The sequence below is a fragment of the Kosakonia sp. SMBL-WEM22 genome (assembly GCF_014490785.1).
In the GTDB taxonomy this organism is placed as follows: domain Bacteria; phylum Pseudomonadota; class Gammaproteobacteria; order Enterobacterales; family Enterobacteriaceae; genus Kosakonia.
This window is the reverse complement of record NZ_CP051488.1, coordinates 4,996,021-5,011,157: the sequence shown is the minus strand read 5'-3', so window position 1 is coordinate 5,011,157 and position 15,137 is coordinate 4,996,021. Positions and strand designations below refer to the sequence as shown.

Annotated in this window: 14 protein-coding genes; 2 read left to right on the top strand and 12 right to left on the bottom strand. The window is 54.5% G+C overall.

From position 1 onward, the window contains the following. Nucleotides 1-35: 35 nt before the first annotated feature. The 10 genes from atpA to asnC all read right to left on the bottom strand — a co-directional run bounded on the left by atpA (nt 36) and on the right by asnC (nt 8,786). Nucleotides 36-1,577, bottom strand: coding sequence for a F0F1 ATP synthase subunit alpha (gene atpA / locus HF650_RS24160; RefSeq protein ID WP_042714836.1), 1,542 nt, complete (start codon nt 1,575-1,577; stop codon nt 36-38). A 12-nt stretch (nt 1,578-1,589) separates the two neighbouring features. Next, complete coding sequence (atpH, locus tag HF650_RS24155; protein WP_042714834.1) at nt 1,590-2,123, bottom strand: F0F1 ATP synthase subunit delta; 534 nt, start codon at nt 2,121-2,123, stop codon at nt 1,590-1,592. A 13-nt stretch (nt 2,124-2,136) separates the two neighbouring features. Beyond that, the gene (atpF, locus tag HF650_RS24150) at nt 2,137-2,607 is read right to left on the bottom strand and encodes a F0F1 ATP synthase subunit B (RefSeq protein WP_042714832.1); all 471 of its coding nucleotides are present in this window, start codon (nt 2,605-2,607) and stop codon (nt 2,137-2,139) included. A 58-nt stretch (nt 2,608-2,665) separates the two neighbouring features. Further along, nucleotides 2,666-2,905, bottom strand: coding sequence for a F0F1 ATP synthase subunit C (gene atpE / locus HF650_RS24145; RefSeq protein ID WP_007369368.1), 240 nt, complete (start codon nt 2,903-2,905; stop codon nt 2,666-2,668). A 48-nt stretch (nt 2,906-2,953) separates the two neighbouring features. Then, nucleotides 2,954-3,772 carry a F0F1 ATP synthase subunit A gene (atpB, locus tag HF650_RS24140; RefSeq protein ID WP_187800662.1) on the bottom strand — a complete coding sequence of 273 codons (819 nt, stop codon included), beginning with the start codon at nt 3,770-3,772 and terminating at the stop codon, nt 2,954-2,956. 8 nt (nt 3,773-3,780) lie between these two features. After that, on the bottom strand, nt 3,781-4,161 hold the full coding sequence (gene atpI, locus HF650_RS24135) for a F0F1 ATP synthase subunit I (RefSeq protein WP_124971064.1): 381 nt from the start codon (nt 4,159-4,161) through the stop codon (nt 3,781-3,783). Between the two features lie 618 nt (nt 4,162-4,779). Continuing rightward, complete coding sequence (gene rsmG / locus HF650_RS24130) at nt 4,780-5,403, bottom strand: 16S rRNA (guanine(527)-N(7))-methyltransferase RsmG (RefSeq protein WP_187800661.1); 624 nt, start codon at nt 5,401-5,403, stop codon at nt 4,780-4,782. Between the two features lie 95 nt (nt 5,404-5,498). Further along, nucleotides 5,499-7,388: a tRNA uridine-5-carboxymethylaminomethyl(34) synthesis enzyme MnmG gene (gene mnmG / locus HF650_RS24125; protein WP_187800660.1), complete on the bottom strand. Its 1,890-nt coding sequence runs from the start codon at nt 7,386-7,388 to the stop codon at nt 5,499-5,501. A 372-nt stretch (nt 7,389-7,760) separates the two neighbouring features. Continuing rightward, nucleotides 7,761-8,210, bottom strand: coding sequence for an FMN-binding protein MioC (gene mioC, locus HF650_RS24120; RefSeq protein WP_187800659.1), 450 nt, complete (start codon nt 8,208-8,210; stop codon nt 7,761-7,763). Between the two features lie 117 nt (nt 8,211-8,327). After that, nucleotides 8,328-8,786 carry a transcriptional regulator AsnC gene (gene asnC / locus HF650_RS24115; RefSeq protein ID WP_187800658.1) on the bottom strand — a complete coding sequence of 153 codons (459 nt, stop codon included), beginning with the start codon at nt 8,784-8,786 and terminating at the stop codon, nt 8,328-8,330. A 150-nt stretch (nt 8,787-8,936) separates the two neighbouring features. Between asnC and asnA the strand changes: the two genes are divergently transcribed. Further along, nucleotides 8,937-9,929: an aspartate--ammonia ligase gene (gene asnA / locus HF650_RS24110; RefSeq protein WP_187800657.1), complete on the top strand. Its 993-nt coding sequence runs from the start codon at nt 8,937-8,939 to the stop codon at nt 9,927-9,929. Here the strand turns inward: asnA and viaA are convergent. Together viaA and ravA are read right to left on the bottom strand one after the other, a co-directional pair. Continuing rightward, nucleotides 9,926-11,377: an ATPase RavA stimulator ViaA gene (viaA, locus tag HF650_RS24105; RefSeq protein ID WP_187800656.1), complete on the bottom strand. Its 1,452-nt coding sequence runs from the start codon at nt 11,375-11,377 to the stop codon at nt 9,926-9,928. The two genes, asnA and viaA, sit on opposite strands and share 4 nt — an antisense overlap. Then, nucleotides 11,374-12,867 (bottom strand): ATPase RavA, encoded by a 1,494-nt coding sequence (gene ravA, locus HF650_RS24100; RefSeq protein WP_187800655.1) that lies wholly within the window; start codon nt 12,865-12,867, stop codon nt 11,374-11,376. The genes viaA and ravA overlap by 4 nt, the downstream gene beginning before the upstream one ends. A 223-nt stretch (nt 12,868-13,090) precedes the next feature. Between ravA and kup the strand changes: the two genes are divergently transcribed. Next, a complete protein-coding gene (gene kup / locus HF650_RS24095) occupies nt 13,091-14,959 on the top strand; it encodes a low affinity potassium transporter Kup (protein WP_187800654.1) in 1,869 nt (622 codons plus the stop codon). The last annotated feature ends 178 nt before the right edge of the window (nt 14,960-15,137 follow it).

Sequence of the window (15,137 nt, the reverse complement as noted above, 5' to 3'; positions counted from 1 at the left end):
GCCTTACGGCCTGCCCTAAGACAGGCCGCCAGACGTTACCAGGACTGGGTTGCTTTGAAGGAATCGAGGATGCCTTTCAGCTTGCCTTCGATTTCGTCGTTATAGCCACCGGACTGGTTGATCTCTTGCATCAGCGGAGCGTGTTCACGGTCAACGTACGCCAGCAGAGCGGCTTCGAAGCTACCGATTTTCGCCAGTTCCACATCTTCGAGGTAACCGCGTTCAGCCGCGAACAGCACCAGGCCCTGTTGTGCAACAGACATAGGGGCATACTGTTTCTGTTTCAGCAGCTCGGTCACTTTCTGACCGTGGCTCAGCTGTTTACGGGTTGCTTCGTCCAGATCGGATGCGAACTGAGAGAACGCCGCCAGCTCACGATACTGTGCCAGCGCGGTACGGATACCACCGGACAGTTTCTTGATGATCTTGGTCTGCGCTGCACCACCCACACGGGATACGGAGATACCCGGGTTAACCGCCGGACGAATCCCGGAGTTAAACAGGTTGGTTTCCAGGAAGATCTGACCATCGGTAATGGAGATTACGTTGGTCGGAACGAACGCGGAAACGTCACCCGCCTGCGTTTCGATAATCGGCAGGGCAGTCAGGGAGCCGGTTTTACCTTTCACTTCACCTTTGGTGAAGTTCTCTACGTATTCCGCGTTTACGCGGGATGCGCGCTCCAGCAGACGGGAGTGGAGGTAAAATACGTCGCCCGGGAACGCTTCACGTCCTGGCGGACGACGGAGCAGCAGGGAAACCTGACGGTAAGCAACGGCCTGTTTAGACAGGTCATCGTAGACGATCAGCGCATCTTCACCGCGGTCACGGAAGTATTCGCCCATTGCGCAACCGGCATACGGTGCCAGGTATTGCAGTGCAGCGGATTCAGAGGCAGTTGCCACAACAACGATGGTGTTGGACAGTGCGCCGTGCTCTTCCAGTTTACGAACCACGTTAGCAATGGTGGACGCTTTCTGGCCGATGGCCACGTACACACATTTGATGCCGGAGTCGCGCTGGTTGATGATGGCGTCGATAGCCATCGCCGTTTTACCAGTCTGACGGTCGCCGATGATCAGCTCACGCTGACCACGACCGATTGGGATCATGGCGTCGACGGATTTGTAACCGGTCTGAACCGGCTGGTCGACGGACTGACGATCGATAACGCCCGGCGCGATAACTTCGATTGGCGAGAAGCCATCGTTATCAACCGGACCTTTACCGTCGATTGGCGCACCCAGGGTGTTCACCACACGACCCAGCAGGCCACGGCCAACCGGAACTTCAAGAATACGGCCAGTACATTTGACCTTCATGCCTTCGGCGAGGTCAGCGTACGGACCCATCACAACTGCACCTACGGAGTCGCGCTCCAGGTTCAGTGCGATAGCGTAACGGTTACCCGGCAGAGAAATCATCTCGCCCTGCATACAGTCGGCCAGGCCGTGGATGCGGATAACACCGTCGCTTACAGAAACAATAGTACCTTCGTTGTGAGCTTCACTCACAACACTGAACTGAGCAATGCGCTGCTTGATCAGTTCGCTGATTTCGGTGGAATTCAGTTGCATGCTCCAGTCCCCTTAAGACTGCAAGACGTCTGCAAGGCGCTCAAGACGGCCGCGTACGCTGCCATCAATGACCATATCACCCGCACGGATGATTACGCCTGCCATTACAGACTTATCGATATTGCAATTCAGCTTCACTTTACGTGACAGACGTTTTTCCATCGCTGTGCTGATTTTCGCAAGCTGTTCTTCACTCAGTGCGGAGGCGGAAGTCACTTCGACTTCGGCGATAGCCTCGCTGGCCGCGCGCAATTGAATGAACTGCTCAAGAACATCAGGGAGCACTTTCAGACGACCGTTTTCGGCCATCACACGAATCAGGTTTTGGCCTTTTTCGTCCAGTTGCTCACCACATACGGCGATAAACGAGTCGGCGAGCGTTTCCGGTGCAATCGCACCGGAGAGCAGCTCGGCCATTTGTTCGTTTTTCGTCACCTCGGCGGCGAACGCCAGCATATCCTGCCAGCGGTCAACGCTTTGGGTTTCGACGGCAAAGTCAAAAGCTGCTTTGGCGTAGGGGCGAGCTACCGTTACAAATTCAGACATCAGCCCCTCCTCCTTACAGTTCAGCGACCAGTTTATTCACGATGTCGCTGTTAGCAGCTTCATCCACGGAACGCTCGATGATCTTCTCGGCGCCGGCAACAGCCAGCAGAGCCACTTGTTTACGCAGCTCTTCGCGAGCGCGTTTACGTTCGGCGTCAATTTCCGCCTGCGCCTGCGCCACGATTTTGTTACGTTCCTGCTCGGCTTCAGCTTTCGCTTCGTCCAGGATCTGAGCACGGCGTTTGTTCGCCTGTTCAATGATAACCTGAGCTTCAGCTTTCGCTTTTTTCAGCTGGTCGGTCGCATTGGCCTGTGCAAGATCCAGGTCCTTTTTGGCCCGTTCTGCGGAAGCGAGACCGTCAGCAATCTCTTTCTGACGTTTTTCGATGGCAGCAATCAACGGCGGCCATACATACTTCATGCAGAACAGAACGAACAGGACAAACGCGATGGCCTGGCCGAGGATTGTTGCGTTTAGATTCACAGCACAATGCCTCTTATCTGGTTAACGTTCTAAACAATTGCTTGAAAAGCAACCCTTACTACGCGACAGCAAACATCACGTACAGACCCAGACCCACAGCGATCATCGGGATTGCATCCACCAGACCCATAACGATAAAGAACTGAGTACGCAGCAGAGGAATCAGATCCGGCTGACGCGCAGCGCCTTCCAGGAATTTACCCCCGAGGATGCCGATACCGATCGCAGCACCGATCGCCGCCAGACCCATCATCACAGCGGCAGCCAAGTACAGCAGATCCATATTCAGGTTTTCCATGACAGTCTCCAGTTTGTTTCAGTTAAAACGTAGTAGTGTTGTTAAAAATCAGTGCTCTTCAGACGCCATCGACAGATAGACGATCGTCAGAACCATGAAGATAAAGGCTTGCAGCGTAATGATCAGGATGTGGAAAATGGCCCATGGCACATTCAGAATCCACTGTGACCACCACGGCAGAAGACCCGCGATCAGAATGAAAATCAACTCACCCGCGTACATGTTACCGAACAGTCGCAGACCGAGAGAAACCGGTTTGGACAGCAGGCTCACGCCCTCAAGGATAAGGTTAATCGGTATAAATACCGGATGGTTGAACGGCTGGAGAGTCAGCTCTTTAGCGAAACCGCCAATACCCTTCATTTTGATGCTGTAGAACAGAATCAGGATAAACACGCCCAGTGCCATAGAGAGCGTAATGTTAACGTCAGCAGACGGCACCACACGCAGCGCAGGCAGACCGAACACATGCTCACCGATATACGGCAGCAGGTCGATAGGCAGCAAATCCATCAGGTTCATCAGGAATACCCAGACGAAAATCGTCAGGGCCAGTGGCGCGATAAGCTTGCTTTTGCCGTGGTACATGTCTTTGACGCTACCATGAACAAAACCAATCACCAGCTCGATCGCCGTCTGGAATTTCCCCGGTACGCCGCTGGTCGCTTTCTTCGCTACACTACGGAACATTACCAGGAACAACAGACCCAGGACCACCGAGAAAAACATGGAGTCGATATTCAGCGTCCAGAACGTGGCCGGGGGGTTATGCGGATCCACCAGCGAGAAGGTACGCAAGTCAATCTGAAGGTTATTCAGATGGTGACCGATGTACTCCTGCGGTGTTGAATTTTCTCCTGCAGACATGATGCCTCTTACCCTTTGTTGTTAATTACAGCAGGTGCCAGTATCTGAACCACTAGCACCGAAACCCACGTGACTATCAGCGGCAAAAAAACCGCCTTTAAAACTGCCAGCGCCACCACCAGTAACACGAATGTCAGTAACACCTTGAGCGCCTCACCGAAGGCGAAGGTCCAGGCCACACGGCCTTTAGAAGGTGTATTCGCCTGATGACGCCAGGCAAAAATCATAAACAACATATTCGGCAATAAGACTGCCATACCTCCGCTCACGGCGGAAATGCCCCAGAAGGGGTCTTTGAGGCTAAACAGCAATCCACTTGCCATTACTGCCAGGAACTGAATAAGCAGAAGCCTGCGAGCAACGTTTCGGCTAAAGAGCGACACAGACATAATCTTTCTTAACTCCTGCTCCCTTTGAGGTATGTCGCGTGTCGTATAAAACGTTCTTTACGGCCTGGAGTCAAGCATCAAAAAGCGGTCAAATTATACGGTGCGGCCTCGTGATTTCAAACAATAAGTAGCGAAAAGGTGAATAAATGTTTAAATATTTTTCCCGAGGTCTATTTTTAAACTTTTGTACAAACGATGAACCTTCGAGCAAAAGTGCAAATAACGCGAAAAACCCGGCGATAAAGCGTGCACCAGGTCACAAATTAAACATATATGCAGTCATCGTTTCAAATGCCCGCAGATTTTAAAGCTTTTCATCTTTATGAAAATAAAGCCGATTTATCACAACTCTTTTTAAAACACTCGCCTCTACAACAAAAACCTTTGTTTGACATTTTTAATAATTATTTTACAAGTCGCCGTAGTTTTACTGGCCGATTTTTAGCGGGCTGATATTTTCGATGTTGATTATTCTGATACTGAATAAAAAAAAGCGACGTTAAATGTCAGATAAATCCTGGTTAAATTTAAGTTAAATGTAACCGGAAGTATCACTCTTTTTCGTCGCCTTTTTTAACATTCACGCAACAGCACGAACGCAACATTTTTTGATAAAAATTAAACTTTGTTTGCTTTAACGATAACCAGATGGCGCTCGCCTTCCAGGTGTGGAACCTTTAATTCAACAATCGACTCCACGGCTAAGCCCGCAGGCAAGAGCGCAATCTCATCTTCCGGCAACTGACCTTTCAGGGCATAAAAGCGGCCCGTTTCGCCCGGAAGGTGGTGGCACCAGCTCACCATATCGTTCAGCGAGGCAAAAGCGCGGCTAATCACACCATCAAAAGGCGGCTCCGCAGGGAAGTCTTCAACCCGGCTCTGTACCGGCTCGATATTGGTCAGCTTCAGCTCATGCTGCACCTGGCGCAGGAAGCGAACGCGCTTGCCGAGGCTGTCGAGCAGCGTGAAGTGGGATTCCGGACGCACGATGGAGAGTGGGATACCCGGCAGGCCGGGGCCGGTGCCAACATCGATAAAACGCGTTCCCTGCAGATGCGGTGCCACGACAATGCTGTCGAGGATATGGCGTACCAGCATCTCATTCGGGTCGCGAACCGAGGTGAGGTTGTAGGCTTTGTTCCACTTGTGCAGCATTTCAACATACGCCACCAGCTGCTGCTGTTGCTGATCGGACAGCGAAATGCCGGCTTCGGCCAGCAGACGAGAGAGTTTATTGAGCACAACGAATACCTGTTGAGAGACGACATGGCGAATAGCGCGATGCTTATCTGCCTTTTAGCGTTATCAGGCCCGGCGTGCGGGCCTGAGTGATAGGGTTATGCGCTGCGGCGCAGCATCCCTTGCTTCTTCAGCCACACCAGCAGAATCGAGATTGCCGCTGGCGTAATGCCCGAGATCCGCGAGGCCTGGCCGATGGAAGAGGGTTTATGATCGTTAAGCTTCGCGATCACCTCATTCGACAGGCCGTTTACCTGACGGTAATCGAGAGTCGCTGGCAGAATAGTGTTCTCATTGCGCTGCTGCTTCTCGATCTCATCCTGCTGACGGGCGATGTAGCCTTCATACTTCACCTGGATTTCAACCTGTTCCGCCGCCTGCTTATCTTCTAAGCCCGGCGCGAACGGCGTCAATTGCACCAGCTGCTCGTAGGTCATCTCCGGGCGACGCAGCAGATCTTCACCGCTGGCTTCGCGGGACAACGGCGCGGTCAGCTGTGCGTTGACGATCGGCGCATGTTCAGAAGCCGGTGACACCCACTGGGATTTCAGGCGCTGACGCTCACGCTCAATGGTTTCCAGCTTCTGGTTGAAGCGCGCCCAGCGTTCATCATCCACCAGACCCAACTCGCGACCCGCTTCGGTCAGACGCAGATCGGCGTTATCTTCGCGCAGCATCAGACGATACTCCGCGCGGGAGGTAAACATGCGGTAGGGCTCTTTAGTGCCCAGCGTGCAGAGATCGTCCACCAGTACGCCCAGGTAAGCCTGATCGCGACGCGGTGCCCAGCCCTCTTTATCTGCCGAGTAGCGCCCGGCGTTCAGACCGGCCAGCAGACCCTGCGCGGCAGCTTCTTCGTAACCGGTGGTGCCGTTGATCTGGCCGGCGAAGAAGAGGCCGTTGATATATTTGCTCTCAAGCGTCGGTTTCAGATCGCGCGGGTCGAAGAAGTCATACTCAATGGCGTAGCCAGGACGAACAATCTTCGCGTTCTCCATCCCCTGCATTGAGCGGACGATCTGCATCTGTACATCGAACGGCAGGCTGGTAGAGATGCCGTTCGGGTAAATTTCGTTGGAGGTAAGCCCTTCCGGTTCAAGGAAGATCTGATGCTGGTTGCGATCGGCAAAGCGCATCACTTTATCTTCGATCGACGGGCAGTAACGCGGTCCGATCCCTTCGATCACGCCGGCATACATCGGGCTGCGATCGAGGTTATTGCGGATCACCTCATGGGTCTTTTCGTTGGTGTGCGTGATATAGCACGGCACCTGGCGCGGATGTTGCGCGGCACTGCCCATAAACGAGAAGACCGGCATCGGATCGTCGCCGTGCTGCTGTGCCAGCACGCTGAAATCGATGGTGCGCGCGTCAATACGCGGCGGCGTACCGGTTTTCAGACGGCTGACGCGCAGCGGCAGTTCACGCAGACGGCGGGAGAGGGGGATCGACGGCGGATCGCCTGCACGGCCACCGCTGTAGTTATCCAGCCCGATATGGATCTTGCCGTCGAGGAAGGTGCCGACGGTCAGTACCACCGCTTTCGCGCGGAACTTCAGCCCCATCTGGGTAACGGCACCCACAACGTGATCGTTTTCGACGATCAGATCCTCAACCGCCTGCTGGAAGATCATCAGGTTTGGCTGGTTCTCCAGCGCAGTGCGTACCGCCTGGCGATAGAGCACGCGATCCGCCTGTGCACGCGTCGCCCGAACGGCAGGGCCTTTGCTAGCGTTTAGTATCCTAAACTGAATACCCGCCTGATCGATCGCTTTCGCCATCAGCCCGCCCAGTGCATCCACTTCTTTAACCAGGTGTCCTTTCCCAATACCGCCGATCGCCGGGTTGCAGCTCATCTGCCCCAGGGTGTCGATATTGTGTGTCAAAAGCAGAGTCTGCTGACCCATACGCGCTGCGGCCATTGCGGCCTCAGTGCCTGCATGACCCCCGCCAATGATGATGACGTCAAAAGGATCCGGATAAAACATGGTGGTATGCCTCGCCTGAGCGGTTAGAAAATGAATGTGTGGCCGGGTCGTGGATTCTACTCAACTTTAGTCCAGTGAGAAAGACTCCGGATCCCGGCTATTAAAAAGAAGATCTTTATATAGAGAGATCTGTTCTATTGTGATCTCTTATTAGGATCGCGATGTCTTGTGGATAAGCCGGATCATCGCTTTAAGATCAGTTTATTAGGAAGGATCATTAACTGTGAATGATCGGTGATCCAGCACCGTATAAGCTGGGATCAAAAGGGCTAGTTATACACAGGGCTGATCGGTGAGCAGAGTTATTCATTGGATAACTACCGGTTAATAAGCGCTTTTAAGCCTAGTTATTCACTGCTGATCGCACGATCTTTACACAATATCGAGTAATTTTATCCAGGATCCCAGCCACTCTTCGGCCGGATCCTCCGGAATATCGTGATCGAGGACGTTGATCTTCAGCGTTTCACCGATCTGTTTGGCACCCTTTTTCTTCAGCCCGGCTTCCATTTTGTCGATCGCCTGACAGAAGGTGTCATATTCACGGCTGCCGATACCGATCGCGCCAAAGCGAATCTGCGACAGATCCGGGTTCAGTTCATCAAGCTCTTCATACATTGGCAGCAGGTTGTCGGGGATATCACCCGCACCGTGGGTGGAAGTGACCACCAGCCAGAGCCCCTGCTGCGGCAAATCCTCTAATAACGGACCATGGAACGTAAAGGTATTGAACCCTGCTTCCTCCAGCTTTTCAGCCAGATGTTCTGCCACGTATTCCGCACCGCCAAGGGTGCTGCCGCTAATAAGAGTAATGTCTGCCATGAACCCGCTCCGTTTTAGTCGCCCTGCGACGACAAAGTGGGGCGTATTGTACGCTGTGAATGAGCTGGGATCTACCTGTGGACAATACGGGTATTGATCGTGGATGAAAATGCCCGGTTACGGGCGGATCGTGCGCATGATGGGGTTTTGCAACGAGATCAATGTCTCGGTGGACTGGATTTCATCAATGGTCTGGATCTTGTTGATAAGTACCTGTTGTAGCGCGTCGATCGAGCGGCACATCACTTTAATAAAGATGCTGTAGTGTCCGGTGGTGTAGTAGGCTTCGGTCACCTCTTCCAGACTCTCCAGTCTGGCCAACGCTGAGGGGTAATCTTTGGCGCTCTTCAAAATGATGCCGATAAAGCAGCAGACATCGTACCCGAGTTGCTTTGGGCTGACGTCGATACGCGCGCCGGTAATAATGCCCGCCTGCTTCATCTTCTCGACCCGCACATGAATGGTGCCCGGGCTGACGCCGAACTGTTTCGCCAGCTCGGCATACGCCGTACGGGCATTGGTCATTAAGGCTTCAAGGATGCCGCGATCCAGATTGTCGATCTGATAATTTTCCATACGTTTTTCTTATGTAGATTAATGATTCATTCTATTTTAGCCGTCTATTTTAGCGATTCAAAAGCCTGTTGGCCTTTTTAATTGTGGATTATTGAACTGACGCCTGTTTCTGTTGCTTAATTGCAAGTCTACGCAGACAGGAGTTAAAAAATGAAAACCGCCTACATCGCAAAACAACGCCAGATCGCCTTTGTGAAATCCTTCTTCTCTCGCCAGCTGGAAGAGAAATTGGGCCTGATTGAAGTGCAGGCACCGATCCTCAGCCGCGTAGGGGATGGCACACAGGATAACCTGTCGGGTTGCGAGAAAGCGGTACAGGTCAATGTGAAGACGCTGCCAGATGCTCGCTTTGAAGTGGTGCACTCACTGGCAAAGTGGAAACGTCAGACGCTGGGGCAACATGATTTCAGCGCCGGTGAAGGGCTTTACACCCATATGAAAGCCCTGCGCCCCGATGAAGATCGTCTCTCGCCCATTCACTCCGTGTATGTGGATCAGTGGGACTGGGAGCGCGTATTAGGAGACGGTCAGCGCCAGCTGGCGACGCTGAAATCGACGGTTGAGGCGATCTGGTCCGGGATCAAAGCGACTGAAGCCGCGGTAAGCGCAGAGTTTGGTCTGGCACCGTTCCTGCCAGAGCAGATCCACTTCGTACACAGCGAAACACTGCTCAGCCGCTTCCCGCACTTAGATGCGAAAGGGCGCGAAAAAGCGATCGCCAAAGAGCTGGGCGCTGTCTTTCTGATGGGGATTGGCGGCAAGCTTAGTGACGGCAAGCGTCACGATGTTCGCGCGCCGGATTATGATGACTGGAGCACGCCAGCCGAAGCCGGTTTCAGCGGCCTCAACGGCGATATCCTGGTGTGGAACCCGGTGCTGGAGGATGCGCTGGAGCTCTCATCAATGGGGATCCGCGTTGACGCTGAAGCCCTGAAGCGCCAGCTGAAACTGACTGATGATGAAGAGAGGCTGCAGCTTGACTGGCACCAGGCGCTGCTGCGTGGCGAGATGCCGCAAACCATCGGTGGCGGCATTGGTCAATCGCGCCTCACCATGCTGCTGTTACAACTCTCGCATATCGGTCAGGTGCAGTGCGGCGTATGGCCAGCCGCCGTGCGCGACGAGGTTGCCGATCTGCTTTAACGCCGCCAGCGGCGCAGTAAGCGGCTGCGCATCCCGGTATCAAAGCGCCAGATATGGTCAAAGATGCGCATGATGCCGGGTTTTCCGTGGGCTGACATCGCCACCGCGTGAAAGCGGTGTTGATGCACCTGTTGCAGCTCCTTTACCTTACCGATCACCTCCTCCGGCAGCCGCTGGGCGATAAAATCGGAGATCACCACCGCATCGGCGTCATACCATTCGCCGCCCTGCATCCGCTCAATCACCGCACGAAAGCAGCTCGCCAGATCGGTGCCACCGCGAAAGCGCTGGCTCAGAAAGCGGATCGCCTGCTCCAGCCCGCTATCGCAGGTCAGCTCATAGCGCACCACTTCCGTGGAGAAGAGCATAATGAAGCAGCGCCGTTTGTCCGCCAGCGCCACGCGCATCATCGCCAGGCAGAAAGCCTTCGCGCACTGTTCGTTGAAGCCGCCCATGGAACCGGAGGTGTCGACGCAGACAATAAATGGCCCGCGCGGCTGCTCATCAAAATCCTGATGAATAACCGGGCGTTCGGTCACCTTTTCGTGCCAGGCATCGCCGTGAAGCCGGTAGGTCAGCAGCTGTTTCTCCACCAGCCGCCGGTAAAACTCATACTCCAGCTCGGTGATGCCGAGGGTCGCCAGTTCCGGCGGCAGCAGGCGCAGAATATCGTCGCTTTGATGCAAGCCATCGACCTGCTCCGGCACCGTTGACGGCTCGCGCACCAGGCTGCGGAAGGTCTCCATCGGCGCATCTTTGCGCGGCACTGAACGCGCTTCCCGTGAGCGGCCTAGCTGCTCTGCCAGTTGCTGCAGTTCGGGCTGCTCTTTGAGGAAATCACCATATTTGACGATCAACTGGTAATCGCCGCGTTTAAGCTGCCCGGCGCTCATATCCCATAATCTGCCGGCCGCGTTCTCATTCTCAATTAATACCGGTTCAAGCTGGCCGCTGAGAGTCATGCGTGCCTGCACTTCACTCAGCAACTGTTCGCGCTCCTCCTCCAGCAGTTGCTGGTTGAAGGCAGTGGTTTGCACCACCAGGCTCAGACGCCAGCGCTGAAGAAAGAGCGTGTGCAGGGCAGGGGTAAAGGCCGGGTTATCGGTCACCATCTGGCGAGCCTGCGCCGCGAAAGGGGATTGCACCCTATCGAGCAGGGCCAGCGTTTGCGGTAGCTGAACGGTAAACTGCGAGGTGGAGAGCAGCTGGCTCTGCTGAAAGGCGAGCACCTCTTCCGCCAGCGTTTTTGGTACTTCCGCCTCTTTAAGGTGCTTTTTTAGCGCTTCGCGCCAGCGCGGCAGATCTTCCGTAATGGCATGCTTGAGCTTGGGAAACTTTTCAAAAAAGATCGCCAGCTGCGGCGAGGCCAGTAAGAGGATAATAAGATCCTCTATCAACGCCTCTTCGCTGATGGTCAGCATTACATTAAGCGTATCGAGAGGGATCATTGACGCGCCTGTTGGATCTGCGCTCTGACATCCTGCAGGCTGGCTTCAATGCGACCCAACCAGTCGCTGGAGATAAACAGACACTTCTGCTGTTCGCTAAAACGGGTGTGCTGCTGGTGCCAGGTGGTGTCCAGCGCCTCCAGCTGCTGCCTGATCTCATCCGGCACGTTCTCTGACGCCGTGCCCGGCAACGCCAGGCGCGAGCTCTGTAAACTGACATCGCGCACCAGCAGGTGCTGGCTGGCATCCACTTCCATATTGAGCGGCTGGGCAAAACCTATCCCGTTAAGCTTGCCGCGGATCTCGCCCCCTTTCGTCAGCCACTGCTCCAGTGCGCTGCGCTCAAGGGTGAGGTGAATAACGTTAAGATCGTGCAGTTTCAGCGGCTGCTGTAGCAGAAGCGTCAGCACCGGCTCGGTCAAATCCGCAGGAAGTTCATAATGGGGGCGACGGCTGAACATGCCGCCCTGGCGCTCCACTCTGAGCGCGGTTTTATCACTTTGCTGCTGCTGAAGTTGCAGGTGTCGCTGGGCTATCGCACTCAGTTGCGTCACCATCGCCTGCTGCTGCCAGGCGTGCCCGGTCATCAAAACATCGAGCTGCTGTTGCAGCAGGCGCAGGCTTTCCGCGTCATGCCACAGGCAATCTTTCAGCAGGATCAGGTCGATAGGCGCCACCGCGTCGCGGCCACTAAAGAGGGCGCTGGCCTGCAACAGGCGAATCGCTTTTTTCCAGCGCCGGTCGGAAACATATGGCGCGTTCGGCAGCGTATCCAGCTGCTGGCGCAGAGTGTAAATCAGCTCAAAAACCGGTTCCGGCAGCGCCACCTGGGAAATGTCATGCTGCCAGCGGATGTACTCTTCATCGGTGATTTGCAACTCCGCCGGCACCGGGTTTTCACTTTCACTCTGCTGGCTAATCAGCATTGAGCGGAAGTTGCTCTTCTCCTGCACTTTGTCGAGCCAGAGACGAATCAGCATGCGGTCGTAGAGCGCTTCGAGGCTGCTGTCCGCTTCCGGTAGTTCGTTAGAGGCCGCCACCAGCAAGCGCATCGGAATATGATCTTCGCTGGCGCCGTTACGAAAACGGCGTTCGTTAATGGCGGTCAGCAGGGTGTTAAGGATCGCCGGGCCTGCTTTCCAGATCTCATCCAGAAAGACGATTTCCGCTTCCGGTAAATAGCCGCTTGTGAGACGCTCATAGCGCCCTTCATCTTTCAGCGCCTGAATGGAAAGGGGGCCAAAGACCTCTTCCGGCGTGGAGAAACGGGTCATTAAATATTCAAAGGCGCGGGCATTTTTGAAGGCGAATTTCAGGCGGCGGGCGATCAGGCTTTTGGCGATGCCCGGCGGACCCAGCAGGAATACGCTTTCGCCGCTCAGGGCGGCCAGCAAACAGAGCCGGATCGCATGGCTGCGCTCAAAGAGGCCTTTCTCCAGCGCGCTGCTGAGGCGGGAAATTCTTTCTGCTAATAGATGTAAGTGAGCCATAATGAATCTGCGTCCTTTCGCCGTGGTTTCCGGCTTGTCAGAGCGATTATAAACGTTCCTGAAAGTGCCTGTAATAGACTGAAGAACGGCTTTGTTTTCATTGAGCCAGATTAATGTGGTTGCATTTAGGGGTACGATTCCGTCGATAATCGTGCATACTGTGCGCTTTTTGTGGGCCAAGGGACTAAGCACACATAATTGCATTCAATCAAAAGATTAGTCTATGAGCACTGATAAGAAACAATCGTTACCCGCGGTCACACTCGCGGCAATTGGGGTTGTCTACGGTGATATTGGTACCAGCCCACTCTATACACTGCGTGAATGTTTGTCTGGCCAGTTCGGCTTCGGCGTTGAGCGCGATGCTGTCTTTGGCTTCCTGTCGCTGATTTTCTGGCTACTGGTTTTTGTCGTCTCGATTAAGTACCTCACCTTTGTGATGCGGGCGGATAACGCCGGTGAAGGTGGGATCCTGACGCTGATGTCGCTGGCCGGGCGTAATACCTCCGCCAGGATGACCTCGGTGCTGGTGATTATGGGCCTGATCGGCGGCAGCTTCTTCTATGGCGAAGTGGTCATTACGCCCGCCATCTCGGTGATGTCGGCCATCGAAGGCCTTGAGATTGTCGCCCCCTCCCTCGATACGTGGATTGTGCCGCTCTCCATCGTGGTGCTGACACTGCTGTTTGCCATTCAAAAACATGGCACCGGGCTAGTGGGCAAACTCTTTGCGCCAATTATGCTGGCGTGGTTTTTGATTCTGGCGGTGCTCGGCGTACGCAGCATTATTGCCAACCCGGAAGTGCTGCAGGCGCTTAACCCGATGTGGGCGGTTAACTTCTTCTTGCAGTACAAAGCCATTTCGTTTGTCGCCCTCGGAGCCGTCGTGCTCTCTATTACCGGCGTGGAAGCGCTCTACGCGGATATGGGCCACTTCGGTAAACTGCCGATCCGCTTGGCGTGGTTTAGCGTGGTGCTGCCCTCGCTGGTGCTGAACTACTTTGGCCAGGGCGCGCTGCTGCTGAAAACCCCCGAAGCGATTAAAAACCCCTTCTTCCTGTTAGCGCCTGAGTGGGCGCTGATCCCGATGCTGATTATCGCCACGCTGGCGACGGTGATTGCCTCGCAGGCGGTCATTTCCGGTGTCTTCTCCCTGACTCGCCAGGCGGTACGCCTTGGTTATCTGGCGCCGATGCGGATTATTCACACCTCGGAGATGGAGTCCGGGCAGATCTATATTCCCTTTATCAACTGGCTGCTCTACTTCGCGGTAGTGCTGGTGATTGTCAGCTTCGAGCACTCCAGCAACCTGGCGGCGGCATACGGTATTGCGGTGACCGGCACCATGGTGCTGACCACCCTGCTCTTTACCACCGTGGCGCGCAAAAACTGGCACTGGAATAAGATTCTGGTTGGCATGCTGCTGCTCTTCTTCCTCTGCATCGATGTGCCGCTCTTCTCGGCGAACCTCGATAAGATTGTCTCCGGCGGCTGGCTGCCATTGAGCCTCGGTCTGGTAATGTTTCTGGTGATGACCACCTGGAAGAGCGAGCGTTTCCGCCTGCTGCGCCGCATGCATGAGCACGGTAACTCACTGGAAGCGATGATCGCTTCGCTGGAGAAGTCGCCGCCGGTACGCGTACCGGGTACAGCGGTTTATATGTCCCGCGCGCTGAACGTTATTCCTTTTGCCATGATGCATAACCTGAAGCACAACAAGGTGCTGCATGAGCGGGTGATCCTGCTGACATTACGCACGGAGGACGCGCCCTATGTGCATAATGTTCGTCGCGTGCAGATTGAGCAGCTGTCGCCCACTTTCTGGCGCGTGGTGGCAAGCTATGGTTGGCGCGAAACGCCGAACGTGGAAGAGGTGTTCCACCGCTGCGGGCTGGAAGGGTTAAGTTGCCGAATGATGGAGACCTCCTTCTTTATGTCCCACGAGTCGCTGATCCTCGGCAAACGCCCGTGGTATCTGCGCCTGCGCGGCAAGCTCTACCTGGTATTGCAGCGCAACGCCCTGCGCGCGCCGGACCAGTTTGAGATCCCACCTAACCGGGTTATCGAACTCGGAACGCAGGTCGAAATCTGACACCTTTCAAACCCCTCCCTAAGAGGGGTTTTTACTATCAATTGCCATCAATTTACCTTAAGAAAGTCGCGCCGTTTTTTTCGTTATCCCGATGAGCGAAACGTTTCGATTTCGATCACACTTCTTCAATCAGGCGATAGTTTTTAGAACAATCTTCGTACTACACTGCCGTCAGCGA